8 protein-coding genes are annotated in these 23,687 nt (G+C 59.1%); 3 read left to right on the top strand and 5 right to left on the bottom strand.

Annotated features, from left to right (window positions below):
- The first annotated feature begins 51 nt into the window (after positions 1 to 51).
- Positions 52 to 1,878 (top strand): hypothetical protein, encoded by a 1,827-nt coding sequence (locus WJU23_RS04825; RefSeq protein WP_346331405.1) that lies wholly within the window; start codon positions 52 to 54, stop codon positions 1,876 to 1,878.
- Positions 1,879 to 1,903: 25 nt separating this feature from the next.
- On the opposite strand, the gene WJU23_RS04820 is transcribed toward WJU23_RS04825, so the two are convergent.
- From WJU23_RS04820 to WJU23_RS04805, 4 genes are all read right to left on the bottom strand, one after another.
- Complete coding sequence (locus WJU23_RS04820) at positions 1,904 to 3,055, bottom strand: alpha/beta hydrolase fold domain-containing protein (RefSeq protein ID WP_346331404.1); 1,152 nt, start codon at positions 3,053 to 3,055, stop codon at positions 1,904 to 1,906.
- Between the two features lie 40 nt (positions 3,056 to 3,095).
- Entirely contained in the window at positions 3,096 to 3,479 is a 384-nt protein-coding gene (locus WJU23_RS04815) for an ATP-dependent Clp protease adaptor ClpS (protein WP_346331403.1), read from the bottom strand.
- 84 nt (positions 3,480 to 3,563) lie between these two features.
- On the bottom strand, positions 3,564 to 5,174 hold the full coding sequence (locus WJU23_RS04810; protein WP_346331402.1) for a Do family serine endopeptidase: 1,611 nt from the start codon (positions 5,172 to 5,174) through the stop codon (positions 3,564 to 3,566).
- 168 nt (positions 5,175 to 5,342) lie between these two features.
- Positions 5,343 to 6,317, bottom strand: coding sequence for a Gfo/Idh/MocA family oxidoreductase (locus tag WJU23_RS04805; RefSeq protein WP_346331401.1), 975 nt, complete (start codon positions 6,315 to 6,317; stop codon positions 5,343 to 5,345).
- A gap of 181 nt (positions 6,318 to 6,498) precedes the next feature.
- Between WJU23_RS04805 and WJU23_RS04800 the strand changes: the two genes are divergently transcribed.
- Positions 6,499 to 7,356 carry a M48 family metalloprotease gene (locus WJU23_RS04800; protein WP_346331400.1) on the top strand — a complete coding sequence of 286 codons (858 nt, stop codon included), beginning with the start codon at positions 6,499 to 6,501 and terminating at the stop codon, positions 7,354 to 7,356.
- Positions 7,357 to 7,379: 23 nt separating this feature from the next.
- Complete coding sequence (locus WJU23_RS04795; protein ID WP_346331399.1) at positions 7,380 to 7,922, top strand: DJ-1 family glyoxalase III; 543 nt, start codon at positions 7,380 to 7,382, stop codon at positions 7,920 to 7,922.
- Between the two features lie 87 nt (positions 7,923 to 8,009).
- Here WJU23_RS04795 and WJU23_RS04790 read toward each other — a convergent pair whose 3' ends face one another.
- Positions 8,010 to 23,489 carry an autotransporter-associated beta strand repeat-containing protein gene (locus WJU23_RS04790; RefSeq protein ID WP_346331397.1) on the bottom strand — a complete coding sequence of 5,160 codons (15,480 nt, stop codon included), beginning with the start codon at positions 23,487 to 23,489 and terminating at the stop codon, positions 8,010 to 8,012.
- Between the last annotated feature and the right edge of the window lie 198 nt (positions 23,490 to 23,687).

The raw sequence follows: 23,687 nt of genomic DNA, 5'->3' as shown, positions 1-23,687 counted from the left end.
TGGAGTCGTTATCTTTAATGACTCCCCCAACCGCAGACTTCCCCCTCCGCAGTGCTTACCAACCAGACGATTGATCCGAACCAGACCGGACAGCCGAAACCTTTTATTCTGTTCCGTCCCTTTGTGATGGTGTGGCACTGGCTGGTGCCACCCACCCAGGCGCATAAGGACCGGCAGTCTCCGGCAGCGCGCTGGGCGGCCTGGATCAGCGTTACCACATTTTGCGCTCTCACCATGGGACTGGCCATTTATTATGCCCGGCCTGCGTATAACGTGTATCAGGACTGGCAGGCTGACAAGATGGTGGAGGAATCCCGCCAGATGGCAGAAGACGGACAGATTGTAAATGCCGTGTTCAAGGCACAGGAGGCGGTGAAAATCGCTCCGGAAAACATCAATGCCATCCGGTTGAACACCGAATTCCTCACCGCCATGCGGCGCCCGGAAGCGATCTATTTCCTCGACAAACTCGACCAGAGCGGAAAGACGGAACTCAAGGACAAGCAGACCCGGGTGAAAGCCCTCATGAATCTCAACCGTGAAAAAGAGGCTGCTTCTCTGCTGGAAGAAGTGCTGGCGGAGGACCCTTCCAACACCTTTTCCATGAAGCTGGCGGAAGAGGTCTGGGGCAGCAGCCAGAAAAATACGATCTTATTGAAGACCCTGAAGAGCTATGCGGAGAAGCACCCGGAAGATGCGGCCCACAGCCTCCGGCTGGCCAGGGTGCAATCGGAAAGCGCTGACGCCGCAGAAAGGGCCGAAGGCATGCGCCGAGCCTGGGAGATCGCCTCAAGCAAAGACGCTCTGGGCCTGCAAGCGCTGGAATTCATCAACAGTTTTGAGGTCCTGCCCCCAGACATCTCCAACCGCCTCATTGAGAAACTCCGCTCCCATCCCAAAGCCACCGGCTGGCACATTGCCTCCGCCCTGACCCGCCAGTTGCGCCTGGACCCCGCCCAAAAAACGAGCCTGGTCCAGGAAGCCGTGCAACTGGCCCAGGGCAAATCACGGGAGGACCTCGTCCCCATCATCCGCTGGCTGGTGGAGCAGCAGCAGGGCCTTCAGGTGCTGGCCCTGGTCAGTGAGCAGGAGGCCATCGCCTACCAGCCTCTGCTGGAAAATTACCTCACCGCCCTGACCATGCTGCAACGGTTCGAGGATCTCGAAAGACTGGTCAAAGATCCCAAAATTGATGCCATCTTGAATCAGAGCGTCAGCGCCTTTTACCGTGCCCACCTGGCTTTTGTCATGCGCAAACCGGCGGAAGAAGTGCGCAGCGCCCTCATTCTGGCCAAGAACGCGGCGGACATGGAACGGCGGGGGGAGCTATGCATGAAAATCGCCGAATATGCCGAAGCCCGGGGCCATGCCGACATCGCCGAAGATGCCTATAAAAGTGCAGCCATGAATCCCCGCACGGACCGACTGGGATATCAGGGGCTGATCCGCGCCACTGAAGCCAATGAAAACACCGAAGGCATGCTGGAAGCCGCCTCCGAGGCCGTCAGGCGCTGGCCGGATGACCCCGTTTACACAGAACGGTTCCTCTACGCCAACCTGCTCACCGGACGCCAGCTCGAACTGACTCTCCATGAGAGCCTGAAGCTGCTGGAGGCACGTCCTGAGGACCACTTCCGCAGGCTGCTCACCGCTCTCAGCCACTGGCGTTTGATGGACTATAACGCCGCCACCCCGCTCCTGCAAAACATGGACATCAGCCGTCTTTCTGCCGGACAAAAGGCCATGTTCGCCGCCATCGCCCGGGACAGTGTTGCCGACAACGCCGCCCAGGCCGCCCGCGACGTGATCAACAGCATCGAAGCCCGCGCGCGCATGCTTCCGGAAGAACGCGCCTCCCTGGCACGCGCGAGCCGGTGACCCGACAAAAGGTGCCCCAGTACTTTCACTTTCTGGATTCCGTCACCACGATGGGCTCCGTTTCGATCTGGCTCTCCACACCCCGCAGATGCAGATCGAAGAACTGCTTCAAACGACCGTCCAGCTCTTCACTGCGAAAGCCATGGCCGCCGTTGGTCATCTCCTGAAGGATGGAGGGCACGCCGGCCTTGGTCAGTGCCGCGTGGATTTCCTCTCCCTGGGCATAGGGCACTACGGGATCCTTGGTGCCATGCGCTGTAAAAAAGGCCGCATCGCCCGCAGAAACATGCGTGACGGGAGAAGCTTCCCTGGCCACCGCTTCACGCTCCGGCACGGGGCCACCCAAAAGAAGCGCCTCCGGATAATCTCTGCCTTGAGAGCGGTCAATCGTGCTGGGCTGGCGGACCATGGTGATGAAATTTTCCGGCCCGTAGTAGTTGGCCACACAGGTTACCTGGCTGTCCTGGTCCAGGTGCTTGCCCAGCGTGCCCTCCAGCTCCTTCACATCCCCGCTCGTGCCCAGCATGGAGACCAGATGCCCGCCGGCTGAGGTCCCCCAGACGCCAATCTTCGTCGCATCCAGGCCATGCTCTTCAGCATGGGCTTTGATCCAGCGGATGGCCGCCTTGCAATCATGGATCTGCGCCGGCCACTGCGCCTCCCCCGTCAGGCGATAGCCCACCGAGACACCGGCATAGTCACCGGATGCAACAAATCTCCCCAGGTTGCCGATGCCCCCTGCCTTGTCCCCATTGCGCCAGCCACCACCGTGGATAAATACGATGACCGGCAGCGGCTTGTCAGCCTTCCGCTCCTTGGGCAGATACAGATCCAGCTTTTGACGTGGATTTTCATTCTCCGCATAGGGCAGGTCCAGCCTGGCCTCCACCCCGGCTGGCACAGGCCTCGGCCCCTGCTGCGGGCGTCCGGTGGATGCTCGGCCTGCCGCCACAGCCAGGTGTTCCGCTTTGGAAATGAAGCCGTCCTTGTCCGTATCGAGACGCTCAAAGTTAGGCCGCATCCGCTCCGGCAGTTCTTCCTTGCTCAGTTTGCCATCCCGGTTGGCATCCAGTTGTGTGAACATCCGTGCCAGCCGCTCTGCGGGCGCTGGAGATTGCTGGGCCGGGGCTGCGAAGGAAAGGCAGATCAGCAAAAAGGCGGGCAGGCAGGGTTTCATGGTCCTGCTATAAACCGCCGTCAGCAAAAAAGTTTCGTCTTTACTCAGCTGGCTCCATGGAGGCCTTCATGGAACCCAGGCTTTCCTTCATGCGCGGGTCGGCTCCGTATTCGTGGATTTGCTCCACCCGCAGCTCTGCCAGTTCCTTGTGGCAGGTCACCACGATCACACGGTCGCTCTCATCCACTTCACAGGCAATCTGATACCCTTTCTTTTCATCATACCCAAAGATCATCATCATCATCTCAATCACATACGCATAAGTATGCGTGTCGTCATTGTGCAAGATGACATGATAGGGCGGCTCCAGGTCCGGCTGCAGCTGCGGCTGGACAGGGGCAGTGCGCGGCCGCGCCGGCAATGTCGGCGTTGCGGTGCTGTTGCGGGTGGGCTGTAACGGACCTGTCACATGGACAACATGCATGTAATGGCTGACTTCTCAACCCCGGACACAAAACGGCCCGCGCTCCGGACGGGGCACGGGCCGCTAAGTCAATAAGGCAGCCAATCAGTTTTTCCCGACAATGAAAAGCATCGTGTCTCCGCCACGGTAAACTTTCAGAAAGACATTCCGTTCACGGCTCTTGGCCATTTCATTGGCTTCACCCACCGCACGCACTGGGCTGTTATTCACGCTGACAATGACATCCCCTTCTTCGACGCCTTTTGTCGCAGCATCACTTTCAGGATCCAGCTTGGTCACCACGACGCCGGTGATGTCGGCTGGAACGTCATACCTTTCACGGGTAGCAGGGGTCAGGTTCTGCACGGTCACGCCCGGAACGATTTCTGCAAAGTTGACACCGCCTCCTCCACGTTTTGGAGCCGTTTCCTCCTCATTATTCCGGGCGGCTGTGACAGCACCAGGCAGTTCGCCCAGCTTGGCTTTGATCGGCACGCTCTGCCCGTCACGCATCACCGTCATCGTCACTTCCGTCCCGGGCTTGCGGCTGCTGACGATCAACCGCAGCTTGGCACTTCCGTCCACCCGCAGACCGTCCAGGGCGACCACCACATCTCCCACTTCAATACCGGCTGCCCGGGCAGGGGAGTTATCTGTGACGCGACGCACCAGAGCACCTCCCTGATCTTCCAGACCAAACATTTCTGCTTTTTCACGGTCAATGTCTTCCAGCTCGATGCCCAGGAACCCACGACGCACGGAACCGCTGTCAATCAGGTCCTCCACGATGCGCATGGCCATGTTCACAGGGATGGCAAATCCGATGCCCGCATTCATGCCCGAGCGGGAAAGGATGGCGGTATTGATGCCCACCACACGTCCCAAAGCATCCACCAGCGGTCCGCCGGAATTACCTGGATTGATAGAGGCATCCGTCTGGATGAAGTCCTCATACCCGGCTGTGCGGCCACGGCCCACAATGTTCATGCCGCTGCGGCCCAGGGCACTCACGATGCCCTGCGTCACAGAACGGTTCAGCTCCATGGGTGCGCCAGCGGCCAGCACAATGTCCCCCACTCGCAGTTTGTCACTGTCTCCCAGAGTGGCCTGCGGAAGGCCCGTCGCATCAATCTTGATCAGCGCCACATCCGTCAGCGGATCCGTGCCGACGACCTTGGCCAGGTAAGTGCGGGTCACCCCATTGACCTCCACCACCGCTTCAATCTTGTCGGCCTCTCCCACCACGTGGTTGTTGGTCATCACATAACCGTCACTGGAGACAATGAAGCCTGATCCCACACCATTGGGCCGCAGAGGGGCGGGTGCCTGCTGGGGAGCGCGGCGGTTTCCACCCCGGGGAGCATTGCGCGGCTGGTCATCCTCGGTGTCCGGCACACCGTCTTCACCGAAAAACCGGTAAAAGAAGGGGCGCAACTGCGGCGGAACATCTTCAATGTTTGGCTGCTCCTCCCCTTTGCCTCCATAGGCAAAGATGGTCACCACGCTGGGCAGGATCTTTTCCACCACGGTGGCGTAGCTCATCTGGAGCTGTCCGCCTTCTGGCAGCGGAGCCGTATCCGTCAGCAGACGGGATTTAAATTCACTGGCGACCAGCTTCGGCGCAGCATTTTTCACCTCCGCAAAGGCAATGCCGGACGACAGGGCAAGCAGTCCTGCTGCCGCCAAAATTTGGGTCAATTGAAGAGTTGGTTTCATAGTGTTGTAGGCTTTCAAAATACGCAAGTGTGCAGAACGTATGACGAAAACGTTGAGCGATTGTTGAAAACTATTGTACATACAAAAACGCCTGGCAGCGACGTTTAGCCGCCCCCAGGCGTGATTCGAAGGCCTTGATTTTCAGGCTCCAATGATGTGCACCAGCGCTTAGCGACGGGCTTCGGCAATGGCCTTGTCCATCACGGACTTCAGGGTCACTTCGGCTCCGCCCTGGCGTTTGCTCTCATCCGCCGCTTCCATGAATGCATAAATTTCCAGTGTCTCTTCCGGGCTGACGGGTGCCACGCCGGTACGGAAAAAGTGGACGATGGAAACCAGCAACGGATCATACCCGGCGGAGGAGCCCACAGCGGCCTCCCCTTTTTCGCCGATGGCCTTGCCCGTATAGCCTTTGCCTTCCGTATAGGTGCCGGTGCGCCCGCCTTCCCAGGTGCCGACGACCTGGATTTTCCCATCCGCCGTGGTGCTGCGCTTCACCGACTGGCAGCCCTTGCCCATCACGGTAAAGAGGCTTTCCACACCATGAATGCCATACCAGAACAGATCCGGATGCGTCGGCTCCAGGGAGGCCGGGCTGGATGTCTCCGCCTGCTTCACCTTGCCAATGCTGCCCCCACGAACGGCCTGGGTATCCGCGCCAAACCGCAGCGAGGAGGATGAAAACACCGGCACACCGGCTTTCTTGGCCTCGTCAAAAATCTTCACCGCATCCACCAATGAGCCTGCGATAGGCTTGTCAATATACACTGGCTTGCCCGCCTTCAGGCAGGGCAGAAGCTGCTCCAGGTGCGGGCGGCCATCATTGGTTTCCAGAAAAACCACGTCCACTTTTTCCAGCAGCGCTTCAATGCTCGGCACGATCTCCACTCCCATCGCCTTCACCTTCTCCGTGTATTCAGGCACACGCTTGGTACTGCTTTCGATGTCCTTGGACCCTTGCGGATAGGCGGCCACCATGCGCACGCCCATGACCTCCGGCTTCTGCGGATCCGCATTCAGCGTTTTGGAAAAAGCCAGCACGTGGGAGGTGTCCAGGCCGATGATCCCGGCGCGGATGTTCTGTGCAGATACCGGCGAAACCGCCAGCAACAAGGAAGCAAAGGTAAGGAGGGAACGAATCATGGAAGCTCTCATTACGCCATATCCGCCCACGCCTTTCCCAGCTTTGCTGATTCGTGACTTCCGCACGCACACGCATCACAAAAGGCCTGATATCCTCTTGGCACCTTGAGCAGCCAAGGGACGCTGATTCGCGCATCAGTCCCCCCGTGACAGTCCGCCGGATTCAGTCTAAGATCGCACCATGCCGTCTCTTTTCACCCGCCTCCTGGCCGCCATGTCACCTTCGTTTGATGGCGGGCGGCGGCGCGGCATCGGCTGCCATCCGCGCATCATCCTGGCTGTGCTGATCATGGGCGGTACCCTGGCTTACCATTACCTCGGCACCACCGAGTATGAAAATGAATTCACCGGACGCACCCAGCGGCTGGCCTTTGCCACGGCCGAGGAGGAGATCGCCCTGGGCCTGCAGTCCGCCCCAATGATGATCCGCCAGATGGGCGGCCAGTCCCGCGATGGCAAAGCCCAGGCCCTGGTGGACCGCGTGGGTACCAAACTGGTGCAGAGCAGCCTGGCACGTCAGACACCCTACCGCTTTGATTTTCATCTGCTGGGGGACCGGCAGACGGTGAATGCCTTTGCCCTCCCGGGCGGGCAGATTTTCATCACTGAAGCCCTCTTCCGTCTGTTTAAAAATGAAGACCAGCTCGCCGGTGTACTGGGCCATGAAATCGGCCACGTCGTGGGCCGGCACTCCAATGAGCAAATGGCCACCAGCAAGCTCTGGCAGGGCCTGGCCCAGGGTGCAGGCGTGCTTTTGTCAGACGGGCAGAGCTCCGCCGGCCATCAGATCGCCGGCATGGTGGCCAACATGCGCGTCATGAAATATGGCCGTGATGATGAACTGGAATCCGATGCCCTCGGCGTACGCTTCCTCATTGATGCCGGTTACAATCCCGAGGCCATGGTCGGCGTGATGGAAATCCTGGCCTCGGCCTCCAAAGGCAGCAGCCAGCCGGAATTTATGAGCACCCACCCGGCCCCAGAAAACCGAGTGGAGCGCATCCGCGCCGAGATCGCCAAATACCGCCTGAAAAACTGACCCTTCAGAAACCTGTTCCTCCTATGTCCAAATGTGTCCTGTGCCTGCTGACGGATGGGTTCGAAGAAATCGAAACCGTCACCCCCGTGGATCTCCTGCGCCGGGCGGGTGCGGAGGTGGTATTGGCTGCCCTGGGCGGACGCCTTCTGGTGGCGGGGCGATGCGGCATCACCCTCCAGGCAGACGCCTTTTTGGATGACCTGGACACCAGCGCCTTTGACATGCTTTTCATCCCCGGCGGACCTGCCGTGAAAGCCCTGCGCCAGGATGACCGCCCGGCTGTGCTGGCACAGTCGTTTTATGAAGCGGGAAAGTTCGTGGCCGCCATCTGTGCCGGCCCGCTGATCCTCCACGATGCAGGCCTTTTGGCAGGCCGGCGACATACCGCTCACGATTCCACCTATGATGAGCTGCCCTTCGCCGAGCCTGAAGAGGAGGTCGTGATGGACGGACGCCTCATCACCTCCCGTGGTGCCGGGACCGCCCTTCCCTTTGGCCTCGCCCTGGCAGCCCTTCTCTGTGGCAAAGAGGAAGCTGACAAGGTCGCCCTGGCCATCATGGCCTGAAGCCTGGCACCTGACATCAGATGCCAGGCAAAAGGGGGAGGGCCGAAGCCCTCCCCCATGGATGATCTGTCCTGCAATCCGACCGTCTTAATGACGGCGGCGGCGGAAGCAAAGACCCATCAGCCCCACAAAGAGCAAGAGCATGCGGCTCGGCTCAGGAACCACGAAGACGATACCGTGGCTGCTGAAGAAATCCGTGTTCCAAGTGCCGCCGCCTGGGATGAAAGGAAGGTTCACAAACTCCTGAGTGCCCCCCAGAGAAGTGGTGCCCAAAGAGGCCCAGTCCACGAAGTGGAAGACATCCCCAAAGGAGGGGGTGTAATCACCCAAATAAGTGCCTGAGATGGTGACGGTCGTATTCAGGGTGACGGCATCCGTGCTGGTGATATTGAGCTGGTCGTGGCTGGTATTCCCAGCGAGGTAGCTGCTGGTCCAGGAGTCTGGCACGGTGAAGGTGCCAGGGTTGGCCTGATAAGCGGCAATGGCCGCAGGATCCACAACGGTGGCACCGCCAACCTGAAGGAAGAGCTCAGAATTCGTATTGGCCACGATGGTGCCGACGGTAAGCTGCCCGGCCGTGCTGATGCCTGCCAGGTCCACAGACCCAGGAGAAAGCATTCCGTTAAGAGTGACTGCCCCCGAAATGCTGCCCATGCCACCCAGGGTGCCTGCAACCGCCACGGTGACATTGCCCGTTCCTGTAGCAGACCCGGTTGTGTTATTGGCCAGCAATGCGCCTCCGTTAACGTTGGTGTTTCCAGAGTAAGTGTTGGCATTACTCAATGACAGAACACCGGTGCCAGAATAGGTCAGGGCGCTGTTGCCAGTGCCTGTTCCGTTGGAGACCACTCCTGAGATGAGCACATTGCCATCACCATTGACAGTCAGCGTGCGCGCAGTCGTGGCATGCTCGGAAAGGTTCACTTGTCCGGCCAGTTCAGCTCCACCGGCTCCATTCACTGTCAGCGTGCGGCTGGCCGCATTGTTCAGCCAAGTTCCCTGGAAGGTTAGTTTGTCATCACCATCCAGAACAAAGGTCCCGCCATGGGTCACATTGCGGGCGATGACCTTCTCTCCGTTTCCGTCCCCGCTAAGCGTGCCGGATGTCAGAGCCAGAGTTCCAGTGGCCGCCCCCAGGGAGCTGCCATGACCAATGAAGGTTGTGCCTCCGTTAAGCGTGGTCGTTCCCGTGTAGAAGTTCACGGCATTTAGGACAAGCGTGCCCGCACCGGTTTTATTGACACTACCTGCTCCACTACCGTCCACAATCTGGCTGTTAATGACCAACGTGGCTCCCGTCCCAGGAGCCAGACCGATCGTCCGGGCCGTTGTGGAGGCATTCGTGATGGAGAGAAGGTTTCCGTCAAAAGTGGTGATACCCGTGTTGGTCACCGTCAGGGTGCGGCTGCCTGTTGACTGGTTGACATCCCCTGTGAAGGTAAGATTGGCTGAACCGGTGATCGTGCTGCTAACTGTGAAATCCAGAGATCCCAAGGTGGTGTCAAAAGCTCCGATGTCCAGGGTGCCACCCGCCAGTGTGAGGTTGGTGCCGGAGGGTAATGCATTGGCAACTCCATAGACCACAGTCCCCAGGTTGATGGAAACGGGTCCTGCGAAATTGCCTGCCGCATTCAGCGTCAGCACCCCGTTGCCAACCTTGGTAAGCCCGCCTTCACCGCCGCCACCAAAGACATTGGCAAAGGTCACATCATTACCATTGGTATCAAAGACAGCTCCCCCGGTGCCGAATGTCACGGACCTGCCCGTCGGATCGAATGTGCTGCCTGAGGCCCAGCGGAGTCCGCCGCCATGGAAGTTCAGACCGCCGCTGCCCAAGGCATCCAGACCCGACACTTCGATCAGCCCCTGGTTGAACCAGGTGCCGCCAGTGAAAGTGTTCACCCCGCTCAGGATGAGGGTACCCGCTCCTGCCTTGGTCAGCAGGGCATCACTGGTCAAGGAAGAACTGATGGCCAGTGTGCTGGTCGCATTGGTGACATACAGCAGATACTCCCCGGTCGCAGTGCGGAGCTCTGAGAAGCCGTCCATTACCATGGCATTTGCGGGCGTGGTGGTGGTGGCCAGAAGGGCCCCGCTTGCCAGAGTCAGGATATCCGATTCACCACCTGTCAGGGTCACTGCCTCCGCGCTGGAATCAATCACCAGAGAGTTGATGGTTTTGCTTCCCCCCGTCAAGGCCGCTCCGGGGTTCGCTGCGATGCGGACGTTGTCCATCGTGACTCCTGAAAGCCCGTTGTATCCTGCTGCATTGAGGGTGTACTCGGACGTCAAGTTCAGAGGACGGAATCCTTCACCAGAACTGACCCAGGTGACAAATGAATTGCCCAGGCTGGCAAGCACTTCGGCATCCGTAGAGCTGCCAAGGAGACCAGCAGCTCCGATGAAATACGGAACGATGGTCAGAGTGGCGGAGTCTGCAACACCAGCACCGCCCACAGCCCCTGCGGGCATCGCCCCTGTCGTGATCCTGCCGCGGGTGCCGGAGGCGCCGCCAAGATTCTGCCCGCGCAATATGGCCGTGGCCTGGTTCTCACGCAGCCAGTTGGTCACGCTCATGGTGCCCACATTGCTTGAACCGCCGCTTCCGCCATTGTTGGTGGCCTGGATGACGTTATGGCCGGAGCCCAGAAGGACCGTACCAATGGTGTCTGCGCGGTTGGCGTTCTGGTTTTCATTGCGCAGCCACAGCCCGCGGGTGGTGGCCGTGTTGTTCAGGGTCACAACCGCAGCATTGCCAATGCGGTCACGGCTGCCGCTCTGTTCCTGATCAGTGAGCAGCTCACCTCCGTTCACAATGAAGTTGGAAACCGCTGTCATGGCGCCCGAGCCGCTGTCCAGATGCAGCAGCCCCCGGTTGATGATCACTGTTCCAGTAAATCCTGTGCTATTGCCTTCAAATTCCTGGGAATTCGCCCCGTTCTTGATCAAGGTGCCTGAGCCCTCAAGCCTTCCAATGAAGGTCCGCGTTGAACCACTGTTGTTAAGCAAATGCAGCGTGCCGGTGCCGATTCTGACAACGCCGCCGTCCACCCCGCCGCCGGTCAGGCCGGAAATGGTCTCGGTGCCGTTGTTGAGCTCCAAAAAGGCATCAGGACGGTTCTTCACATTGACGACAGACCGGTCGCCAATGGCATTGCCGCCAAAGACACTGAGCGTGCCTTCATTGATGGAAGTCTGGTCCGTATAAATATTGTTACCATTGACGATGAGCGTGCCTGTTCCGCTTTTGGTCAGCGCCAGAGAGCCGTTCAGGGTGGACGTCAGGGTGAAGTCATTGGCACTGTGCTGATGAACGATGAGCTCTGTCAGAACCTGCGACGAGCCGATGGGGAGGGCGCTGGTGATGACACCGCCGCTGATGCTTCCTGCACCCGAGTTCTCAGTCACCAGAATACCACCGCTGGAAACGGTGAACCGCTCACCTTCACCGATCACAAGGGCGGAACCGGAGACTGCATTGAAAATGATGCTGTTGACGCTGCTGCTGCCCAGGCTGCCGGTATAACCGGAAGCATCGGTCACATTGTCCCCCGCCAGCCAGGTGCTCACATCGTCTTTGGCTGTGGAGGTGAGGGCGATGATTTTGCCTTCGTCAATGGTGGCGAAAGCCGTATTACTGACAGTGGCCCAACCACCAAGTGAAGTCAGATTGGCAGGGTTGCTGGCCGTGGTGATGACACTGGCGTTTGCCGAAGCCAGATTAAAGTTCACGGTGCCGCCCACGGTGGTGCGGGTGATGGCGCCAAAGCTGAGATCCGCCAGCTGGCCGGTGCCATTGTTGATTTCAATGGTGGAAGCCCCGGTATTGGCACCAACGCCACCGCCCACGTTTAGCAGACTCACGCTCTGCGAGGTGGTTGCCGTATCGCTGCCGTCCACGATGAGGGTGCCGCCATACATGTTCAGATTTCCCGAACCAATTTTGCGGTTGTTGTCATTAGAGTAATCCAGGCGCAACGTGCCGTTGATCACGTTGGTCGCACCTGTGAGGCCGCTGTTGTCCCCGCTCAGGACCACTTCTCCCTGGCCGTTTTTCGCAGCAGTGACGCCACTGGCCAGTCCCGCCTCAATGCTGCCGCGATAGAGGTTCAAAGTCGTATTGACTGTCAGTGTCGCCGTTCCCAGGATGATGCCGGAGAGATCCGCACCCACCTGGCCGAGATCCAGCCGCGGAGTGGTGAGGTCAAAGCCGTTCATATTCAGAGTACCAGGCAGCACGCCGCCTGTATCTCCCAGAAAAATAAAATCCAGACCGCCGGGCTCCACAAAAGGATTCAGGGCCAGGAGATTGATGACCGCTCCATTCCGCCCATACAGACCACTGCTGGTGGTCGTGTTATGCGTAATGATGCCAGTGCCGTCCAGGTTGAGAACGGCCGTCGGGCCCTGGACCACAATGTCATCCCCGATGACGTTGGAACCGCGCAGTGTCCAGTTACCCGAGGTGACATAGACATCTGCAGCAGTGCCAGTCTGCGTGATGCCGCCAGTAATGATACCGGCGCCTGAGCCAGCCAGGGTCAGGATATTGGCACCCGTGGTAATCGGACCCGAGAAGGTCACCACCGCGCCATTGGTGCCATTGGCTGCCAGATTTTGCAGACTGATGGACTGCCCGGCTGTACCCGGATCAATGTTGATCGGGTTCGGGACGGTGAGATCCGTGCTGCCACCAAAACTGAAGAAACCAGCCTGGAGGGAGATGGAGGTATCCGACCCGCCCAAGTTAGCCAAACTGGAGAACTCCAAGGTACCCCCGCTGCCATTGATGACGATCGGTGCCGTAAAGGTGTTGTTTCCTCCCAGGACCAGAACACCGTTTCCAGTCTTGGTGATGGAGCCATTGGTCAGATTTCCGGAAAGCAATGCCTTGTCCGTATCCACCACCACTCCTTCAACCAGTGTCAGGTTGTTGATGGCATTGATCGTCCGGTTTCCGCCGTTCAGGTCAATGTTGTGAGTGAAATTTACCACGCTGTCAGCGGTGGTGGAGCCGAAGATCAGCGGCGCGCCAGCAGGGACAAAGAATTCAGTGCCACCCCAGACCAGCGGATCCGGAGCCCCGGCCAGGGTGACCGTGAGATTCCCGCCAGATGCCGCAAAACCGCCCCCAGCCGTTCCGGCCGCCCACTGCACCTGGTTGGCACCGGTGCCGAGGCTGCGGGTGAAGCTGCCGTTGCCCTCGAACACACCGCCATTGAGGATGAGGTTGTCACCCTCATCCAGCCCCAAGCCCAGAATGGCACCAGCATTGATCTGGTAGCTGCCCGTGAAGTTGTAGTTCTCCACCCCACGGATGTCCAGGGTTCCTGCCCCGGCCTTGGTGAAGATACCGCTGCCGATGACGGTGTCCATCTCCCAGGACATGTCAATATCCACCGCTCCGCTGTTGTTGATTGTGACGAGAATGCCAGTGGTACCCAGATCCAGGGTGCCTTCACCACTGATCACGGCCGTCAGGTTGCTGTTGGTGGAACTGAAGCTGATGGCCGTCGGGCGCAGGGTCACCCCCGCACCAATGTCAATCTGCGCCGAAGCACCGGCAGGACCGCCGCCCATGGCCAGCGTGGCCACGGTCTGGAGCGGCGCATTGTGATGCAGGTTCAGAATGCCGTTACTGACCGTCAGGTTACCTGTGCTGAGCGTGCCGTTACCCGTGACATTTACTGTACCGCCCGCATTGCTGCTGTTTCCAATGGTCGTAGCCCCTGTGTAGAAGCTTGGCTGGGTGATATCCAGCGTGCCATTGCCATACTTGGCGAAGGCGCTGGCTGTGGAAGCGGCATTGGTGATGGAGCCGTTGAAGATGACATTGCCGTCATCATTGACAAAGAGCTGCAGGGTGCGGCTGGAGGTCGTCGGCGTGAGCATGACGTCGCCCTGGATGATGGCGGTGCCGCCGCCGTTGACCCTGAGGCTGGTGGTGGCATTGCCATTCAGGATGGTGCCGTTGACGGTGAGTGTGGCATCAGGGGCGATATTGAGAGTGCCGTTGGAACTCGAGTTCAATACAAGGCTGCCGATGGTGGAGCTATGCTCACCGATGTCCAGTACCGCCGTGGTGCCGGTGAACGTGACTTCCGTGGTGGTGGGCAGGGCATTGGCAGTTCCAAACCGGAGAGTGCCGTTGGTGATGCTGGTGCCGCCTGAATAGTTAGCCTGTGCATTGAGGGTCAGGATGCCCACACCCGTCTTCGTGAGGGAGCCTGCGCCGCCATTACCAATGGAATTGGCCAGGGTGAGGTCCAGACCGTTGGTGTCCAGCGTGCTGTTTCCAGAGATGAGGGTCACGGTGCGGGTGGAGAAGTCGTCGCCAGAATAAGCTTCGGCATCCAGGCGGAGCGTGCCTCCGGCCAGGATGAGATTGCCTGTGTTCCCGCCGATGTTGTCCAGATCCGTGAGCTGCAAGACGCCTTCGTTGATGGCGACATCACCGATGCCGGCGTTGTTGGCGGAGAGGATGAGGACACCCGGTCCCGATTTGGTCACCTTGGCGCCCGATGTTGTCAGCGGAGATGCTACAGTCGCTGAGCTTCCCATGACATGGAAGACATACTCTCCGGCAGTGGCACTGATAGCAATGCCGTTGAATCCGCCCAGGGTGGAAGTCCCCGTGCCGCTGAAGAGGAAACCACCACTCTGCACTGTCAAGAGACCGCTGCCGTCGCCGGTGAGATCCACCGCGCCGTCACCCGTGGCGATCAAAAGCGACCGCACCGTCTGGCTGGCGGCATCGGCGGTCGTTGCATTGACCAGCACGTTGTTGTTTGCATTCACGGCACCCCAGCCCGCCGTATCGGAGGCGATGGCGTATTCCGTGCTCAGGTTCAAAGGCCGCCAGGGATTGTTTGCGGCACCCGTCGTGGTCAGGAAGGAGTCAGCAGCATCGGTGCCGCCAGTGGATGAACCAATGGCCCATGGCACAACAGGCAGACTGGTTCCGGTTCCCGCCCCGAAAGGCGAGAAGACGGCAGTGGACTGGAACTGGGAGCTGCCACTGGAGGTTTTATGAGTATTGATGCCACGCAGAACGAAGGTGGCCTGGTTCTCGCGGACCACGGAAGCGGCACGGAGGACTGTCAGAGCACTGGTGCCGGTGCTGGTGGCATCCAAACGAATGGAGCTGACACCCGAGGCAAACTTCACACCGCCGATGATCTCAATGTAATCGTCATTTTGATTGTGGCGCAGAAAGAAGGAATCCGTGGTGGAGCCACCGCTGCTGAAATTGATCCCCACATTGTTGGAAATACGGCCCTGACCGCTGATGAGGGTGATGTCATTGTGTTCCACGAACAGACTGCCGCCGTCACGGATGTTCACCGTCATTCCGGAAGCAAGCTGGGTGATCTGGTTGTTGTTTCCATTCATGTCCAGAGCCAGGCGGCCTCCGATGATATTGAGAACCCCGCCGGCACCAAGATCCACGGATCCGTCGGCGATGGTGAGCTGGCTGGCACCGGTTTTAGTCAGTGTGGCCGCACCGGAAGCTGCCTGAATATTACCCCAATAGGTGAGCGAGGCCGTCTGGTTGAAAGTCAGTGTCTGATCGTCTGCAATCTTGATCACCATGCCTTTGTAATTGGCACTGCTGCCCCCCGAGATGGAACCGATGGATTCAGAGTTCGCCACATCCAGCACAACCCCTTCGACGGGCTCCAGGATCACCGCCGCACGGTCACCCAGCGCCCCCCCGCCCTGCAGACGGACGGTTCCACCGGACAGACGTAATGTGCCATTGGCGGTATTGGTGGCGCTGTCCAGCACCATCAAGCCAGTTCCGGCCTTGGTGATGGCCTGTGTGCCCGTCAGCTGCGAGCCCAGGGTAAAAGATGCCGCCCCATCGTGGGTGACGATGAGTTCATTGACACCGCCGGTGATGCGGCCGCCAGTGATGCTGACGTTGCCGCTCGCCACATTGTCTGTGATCAGGATACCGCCGCTGGCGATGTTCAGCACATCGTTCGCCCCCACCGTGATGCCGGAACCGGCCGCCGCATCAAAACGCAGGCTGTTGATGCTCAGGCTGCCTGCCAGGGAACCTGTGAAGCCGGTGCTCTCCGTGACATCTGCACCTTCAGTCCATGCACCGATGTCATTGATGACGGTGCTTGCAAATCCGGTGATCTCCCCACCGCTGACGGTGGCAAAAAGGGTGTCCCCGCCGGCCAGCCTGTAAGTGGCCCAGCCCCCCAGGATGTCCCCCGCCGCATTGGTCGCCGTAGTGGTCAAATGGGCGTCCGTGGAGGAACGGTTGAAGCGCAGAGTCGCCCCCAGATTGCGGGTGATGGTCCCCACCTGCAGCGTCGCCGCCCCACCGGCTGCGTTGATCGTCACCACTGATGGAGCAGGATCTGAGGTGCTGCCTAAGATCATCGGCCCTGCATTCACGGTCACAGGCGTTGTGGCATGACCGTCAATCTGCAGATTGCCACCAAACATGGACAGGCCGTCGCTGCCGATTTTAGTGTCAGTATTGGCTGAGAAGTCGAGGCGCAGTGTGCCGTTATTGACCGTCGTAACGCCAGCATTGGCCACATTGTTGGAGCCGGACAGCGTCACCGTATTGGGAGAATGCTTGGCCACGGCATTGTTATTGTTAAAAAGCAAATTACCTGAAATAGTTCCACTGAAGAGGTTCAGCGCGCCGTTCAACGTAACATTGCCAGTGATGTGGCCATCAGAGCTGTATATGCCGCCATTGTCCCCGCTCACAGTGCCGCCAAGAGTGACTGTGGAGGAGGCGACGACATCCGCTGAGACGGTGCCGCTGCGCACGTTGAGAGTACTGGGGTTGATGGAACCGCCGCCGATGCTGTCCACAAGAGAGCCGGTCAGAATGGGGAGGGCGGAAGGATTGGCCGCATTGCGCCCGATGATGATGTCTGTGGGCGCGGAGCCCGTCGTGCCATAGATGTCAAAGACACCGCCACTGCTCGTTTCCCCAGAGATCTGCACATCATCCGTCGTGCGGCTGAGGGCTGCATTCACGCCCAGGCGGAGCGTGCCGGACCGGATGAAAATATCATCTGCTGTAAAGGCTTCCGCAACATTCAGGATCAGCAGACCGTCGTTCACGAAAATGTCATCTGCAATGGTCTGTGCATTATCAATCCTCCAGGTGCCTGTGCCCTGCTTGGTCAGGTCGGCGGCCGTTCCCGTCTGAGTGACCTGGCCGGAGAGAATGCCAAAACCCGTTCCATCCAGGATCTGGGTAAAGCCGGCGGCAGTTATGCCTCCAGCAAAAGTGATGGTCGCATCATCCGTGCCGGAGGCGTCCAGGATGCCGGTCGTGGTCAAGGTAATGGCCCGGTTGGTGCTCTGGTCCGTATTGCCCACAAATTGCAGGCGCCCGCCGCTCAGAGTAATGCCGTCACTCCCCTGCCCCAGGTTGCTGGCAGCACCGCCATTATCACTCACCGTGGCAAACTGCAGGCTGCCGGAAGTCACCGTCACACCGCCGGCAAAGGTATTGTCGCCAGTCAGACGGAGAAAGCCATTGCCAGTTTTGACCAGGCTGCCATTGCTGATTATGCCAGAAAGATCTGCCCGGTCTCCCAGCAAGGTGGTATTGTCCACCACCGTCACCGTGCGCGGCCCGCCGTTCAGATCCAGGTCGTTGGTGAAATCCACCACGCTGTCAGCAGTCGCTGAGCCAAAAATCAGCGGAGCCGTCTCCTCGGCAAAAAAAGCAGTGCCTCCAGTGCCGCCCCACACCAGGGCGGCGCCCCCGTTCAGCTCAATGGTATGCAAGCCACCGAATGCGGAGAAACCGCCGCCGGCACTTCCTGCAGCCCACTGGACCTCGTTGTCGCCCGTGCCAATGTTGCGGTCAAAGTCGCCATTGCCCTCGAAGACACCGCCATTCAGCAGGATGTTGCTGTCGAACGCACCGAGGCCAAGAATGGCCCCTGCATTGACCTGATAAATGCCGGTAAAGTCATTGTTCGTGATGCCCCGGATGTCCAGTGTGCCATTGCCCGCTTTCGTCAGGGTGCCGGAGCCTGTGAGCCGGGCCATCTCCCAGGACATGTCAATTTCAGCAGACAGGTTGTCCGCAATCGTGACGATAGTTTCTGTCGCTCCCAGATGCATCGTGCCAGGTCCGCTGATTACGGCCGGATCAGGGTTGGCCGTCGCCGCATTGCTCGCCCCATAAGTGATGTTGCCGTTGATGGTCAGCGTGCGGTCCGCACCGATCCTGAGTTCGGAGTAGGTGGCCGTGGAAGCGCCCATGGTGAGGTTGGCGACCACCTGGTCAAGATTGCCTTTGATATCCAGGAGACCGGCATTGACGGTCACGTTGCCCGGGCTGAGCAGACCGTCATCAATGAGGTTGATGGTGCCTGCGTTGTTGTTAATGATGGTGTTGGCCCCGGTTGCGGCCGCTGTATTGAAGGTGGTGTTTGCACCTCCTAAATTCAATACGCCATTGCCGGTGTAAGTAATATTGAGACCGAAGGCTGTGGTGGATGTGATGTCACCGTTGATGAAGGTGGTGCCTGCGCCGAGCAACGTCCATGTGCGGGCGGCGGTGATGGCATTGGCGGTGACATCCCCGGCCAGAGTCACGGTTTTCCCCGGGGCACTGATGTTGTTGGCCGTGGTGGACGGATTGCTGGTGGTGGCCAGGAGAGCCAAGTCACTGGTAAAGGTGAGGCTGTAATCGCCAATGAAGGCCGGGCCCGTGTTGTTGTTCTGGGAGACGGCGTTGGTGATGGTGCGGTCTGCGCCATAGGCAAACATTGATCCGCTGCTCAGTATGAGGGTGCCATTGCCCAGCACGGAGTCACCACCGATGCCGAGCGAGCCTGCGCTCATGGTGGTATTGCCGGAATAGGTGTTGTTACCAGACAGAATCCAGGTGGCACCGCCATCCACAATCAAGGAGAGGTTGCCGCCATTGTCACCAAGATCACTGGTGACCATGTTGCCCAGGGAATTGGAGCCGCGGAGATATAGAATCTTGGCTCCGGCTGCCATGTCATTGACGACATTGGTCAGGATCAGCGGCCCGCTGCCGTCCGCATGGATGAGGGTGCTCCCCGTTGTTGAGTTGAGCCGGATCATGCGGTCGGAAATTTCTCCCTGGCCGATGTATTGCAGTGTGGCGCCGCCGGTGCTGCCGTTACCGAGCGTCAGCGCGCTGCCAGCGGTATCGGCCGTTGTCGTATCCCCGAGGCTGGAAGCGCCCGGGCTGTCGCTGTTGCCCAATGATTTCACCACCAGGGTCCCGGCCGTGTAGGAGGTGACGCCGGTGTAGGTGTTCTCACCGAAAAGCTGCAGCACACCGTTGCCGTTTTTGGTGATGCCTGCGGCACCGCTGATCGCCCCGGAGATGGTGGCAATGTCCGTGAATGTGCTGGTGTTGTCATTCACCGTGATGACGCGGTTGCCCCCATTGAGGTCAATGGGATTGCGGAAATCCACCTCCGCCAGGGAGGTGGTGGAGCCGAGAATGAGCCGGGAACCAAGGTTGGTTCCACTTGTGGTTCCTGTTGGCAAAAACCCGTCTGCGCCGCCCCAGACGAGGGTCGTCGGGCTGTCCAGCCCGCCAATCGCCACAACCAGCTTCTCAGTGGAGGCCGCAAATCCCCCCCCGCCTGTGGAGGTGCCCGTGGCCCAGGAAACCGTGTTGGCCCCAGCATTGGCCACCGTGGCCAGATCACGTGTGAAGTTGCCGCTGCTCTGAAATACGGCGGTGGTAGATGTCGTATTGCCTAAAATCAGGCCGCTCGCGTTTGGCAGGGTGGAACCATCCTGGGCCTGCACCACCCCGTCAGTAATGGTCGTCGGCCCGCTGTAGGAATTGTTTTCGTTCCCTAAAATCCACAAGCCAGCGTTGATCTTGGTGAGGCGGGTGATGGCCCCGGCATCCACATTGTCATTGATCTGCGGGTAGAACCAGTTGTCCGAAATTGACGACCCGCCAAGGCGCAGGTCCTGGTTGGCCGTGCTCCCAAAGGCAATCGGATTCGTGTTGCTGAAGACCAGGGACGCGTTGTTCAAGCCATTGTTGGTAATGCCGGCACCCGCAGTGGCGGCCGTGCCGGACATGGTGAAGAGGCGGTCAGTGACTACAGACACCGGGCCGGTATAGGCCAGCCCGCCCGTCGTGCCGCCAAAAATCAGGCTTGCTGCATTGGAGGCCGTATCGGTGGCATCTCCACGGCCAAGGCCGCTAGGCTCACCAATATTGGCCAGTGAGGACACGAAAAGGAAACCCGTGGTGCCAGAGCCAGGGACACCGATGGTGGTGGAACCGGTATAATTGTGGATGCCATTAAAAGTCTGGCTCGCAGTAGTCCCCATTTTCACATAGCTGATCTGCCCGGCCACTTCATTAATCGTTCCATTAAAAGTGCCACCCGAACCGGCCGTTGCAAAAACCACCGGATCCGGGCTCGTATTGGTCACCACTCCGGTACCCATCAACTGGCCCACAGAACTGCTGGTTGCTGTCTGCGCGACACTTATCCCGTTCAGGTCAAACTCAGTGCCCTGACGCATCAACAGATTCACTGTGTTAGCGCTCAGCCTGCCTCCAGGAGCCAATTGGATCTTCCCTTCGAGAAGGTTCGTCGCCCCACCAGTGGTGTGGGCATTTAATTTGCTGATCACCAGAGTCCCTTCCCCTGTTTTGGTCAGTCCTTTCGTTGTGGCACTGGTTACAGGCGTGTCCAGGTAAAGAATGTCAGTATCCTTATTGACCCGGATGACCAGTTCACCGCCCGTGGATCCGGTCGTAATGCCCCCGGTGCCGGTGATCGTGGCGGAACCATCGGTCACAAGAATGCCGCCGCTGGTGCCATTACCGCCCACCCCGTCTCCGCCAGCGCGGATGGTCATCAGCGCGGTGGCGTTCACCACCCGCGACGAGCCGGTTTCTCCCAAAATCTTCAATGACCGGACCGTGATGGCCCCATTGGAGGTATCCACCCCGGCCACCACGTTGTGGCTGTCGGCCACCAGGGCATCACTGGCCAGAACAAAACCTGCATCTGCCTCAGGTCCAAAGTAAATGGGAGCGCGCAGGGTGGAGGTGCCAACAGTGGGGGCGAAGGCAAAATCAGCTCCATTGAAATAGCTGTAACCATTCAGGAAGCCCGCAGTGGTCACCCCGCCCAGGGTGATCGTGCTCGCAAAATCAGGGGCAAAGTTAACCGTGCTGCTGCCAGGAACCCGCTCAAAGGTAAGCTCACGTCCAACCAGTAAACTGGCCTGATTGGAACTGAGCACCATCTGTGTACCGTTGGTGATGCTGACGATAAAGGCGGTGGAACTGCCTCCTAAAACCCTCATGCCAGGAACCAGGCCGGCTGTGCTGGCCACAGAGACCGTCGCAGTTGAAGTTGTTCCGATGGCTACCGTTGTGTTAAGTGTAGTGACGGGAAGCTCGTTCATGGAGGCAATGTTCAACACGGCGGTGCCGCCCTCACCTGCCGTCACCCGGATGGTACCTGCACCACTAATGGTGAGCAAATTACCAATGCTTTCCTCGCTCATAGCCCCGTCAGCCCCGGCATAATGAAACAGACCGCCCGCAGTCCCCTCGGTGATCACTCCCGATGAAAAGCCCAGACCTATGAGAGCATTGTCTGCCAGAACATTCGTTGAAGTGCCGGAAAAAGTATCCTGGATTTTTAGCACGCCGTTATTGAGCAGCGTGGAGCCCGTGTAGGTATTGGCCCCGGAGAGCACCCAGGTGTTGGAACCAGTTTTGTAGAGGCTGGTGACGTTGCTGGCACTGTTGTTGGCAATGGCCCCGCGGATTTCGTTTTCCTGGAGGTTGGTGCCGCCAAGAGTGAGGGCTTTGGTGCCTGCGCCGCCCGCTGTAAAGCCCCCATTGATCACCAGCCCGGGGCTGGATCCGGTCTGGTTGGCCAGGATGAGTCCGCCTCCGGTCGTGCCGGCCAGATTGAAGGCCTTGTTGACGGCCGTCTGCGAGGCGATGAGGTTTTCACCCACCACGTTCAGGGTGCCTGCGCCCGTGCCGGAGCCCATGTTTACCGCAGCCGAGTTATCATTAATGGAGCCAATGTGCGTGATGCTCAGCGTACCTGCATTGATGTTGGTGGCTCCGGAATAGGTGGAGTTTTCACCGCGGATGGAAAGGGTTCCAGCCCCGCCTTTCGTCAGGATGTGGGCGGCGCCCGTGGCATTCAGGTTTCCGGTAATCACGGCGTTCGCGCCGGTGTTGACCGTCATGGTGAGGGTGCGGGCGGTGGTATTGGTATTGTTCCAAAAATCACCCACGAAGGATACCAGGCCGTTGGCATTCACCGTGATGTTGTTATTCCCCGCGAGGCTCCCACCGACACTGTTGCCAGTGAAACTGACCCCATACCCATTTCGGCTGTTGATGGTCAGCGTGCGCGTGGTGCTGCCGGCTGTGAGGGTGAGGGCGGAGAGACGGACAGTCTGGTTGACCAGGTTGCTGTTCAGGCCGTGGTCCAAGAACAGGACGCCATTCCCGGAAGTGCTCATATGCATGCGCCTTGAAGCAAATGAATCAGGCGTATTGGTGCGGAGCTCGAGGGTGCCTGACCCACCGCCGAGGGTGAGGGCACCGTTGGCGGTGCTGGTGCCTGCGGAGGCCCCGTCATAAATTCGCACAGACCCCGATGAGGCAAGAACCAGGCCGCTGAAGGAACTGGCATTGGAAGGGTCCAGGATCAAGGTGCCCGCGCCTTGTTTGTCAATATTCATATTGCCTGTGAGGCGGCCTGTAACGTGATAGCTGCCCGTGCCGGTCGAATTCACGACACCAAAGCGCAGCTGGCCGGCACCCAGGGCTGTCAAGTCACCGCTCAGGCTCAGCATCCCGGAGGTGGAATTGATGGCCGTGGCCACATTTCCAGCGCTGAATTCAATATTACCTGTCACCGTATTGCTGCCGATGCTGCTCATGGCCGCAGAGCGATCTGTGATCGGGCCATATCCCTGAAGGCTAAGATCACGGGTGAAAACAATGCTGCCAGCACTGCCATCCAGCAGCAGGCTGCCACCGCCCAATCCACGTGTGGCTGAGCCTGTGACCACCACCGCAGAACTGTCGGCGCCCAGCTGGGCCGGATCGCTGATGATCAGCGTGCCGTTGGCGACCGTGGTCAGCCCAGTGTAGTTGTTGGTGGAATTCCCCAACCGCAAGGCCCCACCCCCGGTAAGATTGAGGCCGCCGCCCCCGGTCAGTTGTGAATCCAGCCTCAGCATATGGCCCCGGTTGATGTAAATCCCGCCAGTCGTCAGCCCCAGACTGCCACCGGTGAAAAGATAATCCCCCTGCATCCTCAGGCTGTTGGCCACACTCCCTGCACCCAGTGTGATCGTATTGATCGTCGGAATGGGCGTCGCAAAGGGGAACACCACATCATCCTCGGCCAGAGGCACGGCGGACGGATCCCAGTTTCCACCCGTTGACCAGTCTCCGCTGCCTGCTGTCCAGTTCACCGTGGCAGCGTATGGATGGGTGACCGCAAGAAGATGGAAACACAGCATGCTGGCAGTGGCGATGCTGCGGAACAAGGGACGTCTTAGGGGCTTCATGATCAGGTTGGGGAAATAAATCGAAATTCCTGATTCGTAAGTGATTCAGGATTTTCGCGAATTTCCCCGGCTTTTAGCGGATTAACCGCTTCAGCTTCCAGAGTAATTTTCCTTCCAAAAAAAGGGCCGAAATCGCCAAATAAACTTTATTCTAATAGACTCATAAAGATGATTCAGGCACTAAAAACACCTTCCGAT

This window comes from Prosthecobacter sp. SYSU 5D2, assembly GCF_039655865.1.
Taxonomy (GTDB): Bacteria; Verrucomicrobiota; Verrucomicrobiia; order Verrucomicrobiales; family Verrucomicrobiaceae; genus Prosthecobacter.
The sequence above is the reverse complement of the archived record's forward strand: the minus strand, read 5'-3'. Positions and strand labels throughout refer to the sequence as shown.

Coding starts and splice junctions, on each gene's coding strand:
- WJU23_RS04820 (WP_346331404.1), bottom strand. CDS start 3,055: ATGAAACCCTGCCTGCCCGCCTTTTTGCTGATCTGCCTTTCCTTCGCA.
- WJU23_RS04815 (WP_346331403.1), bottom strand. CDS start 3,479: ATGCATGTTGTCCATGTGACAGGTCCGTTACAGCCCACCCGCAACAGC.
- WJU23_RS04810 (WP_346331402.1), bottom strand. CDS start 5,174: ATGAAACCAACTCTTCAATTGACCCAAATTTTGGCGGCAGCAGGACTG.
- WJU23_RS04805 (WP_346331401.1), bottom strand. CDS start 6,317: ATGATTCGTTCCCTCCTTACCTTTGCTTCCTTGTTGCTGGCGGTTTCG.
- WJU23_RS04800 (WP_346331400.1), top strand. CDS start 6,499: ATGCCGTCTCTTTTCACCCGCCTCCTGGCCGCCATGTCACCTTCGTTT.
- WJU23_RS04795 (WP_346331399.1), top strand. CDS start 7,380: ATGTCCAAATGTGTCCTGTGCCTGCTGACGGATGGGTTCGAAGAAATC.
- WJU23_RS04790 (WP_346331397.1), bottom strand. CDS start 23,489: ATGAAGCCCCTAAGACGTCCCTTGTTCCGCAGCATCGCCACTGCCAGC.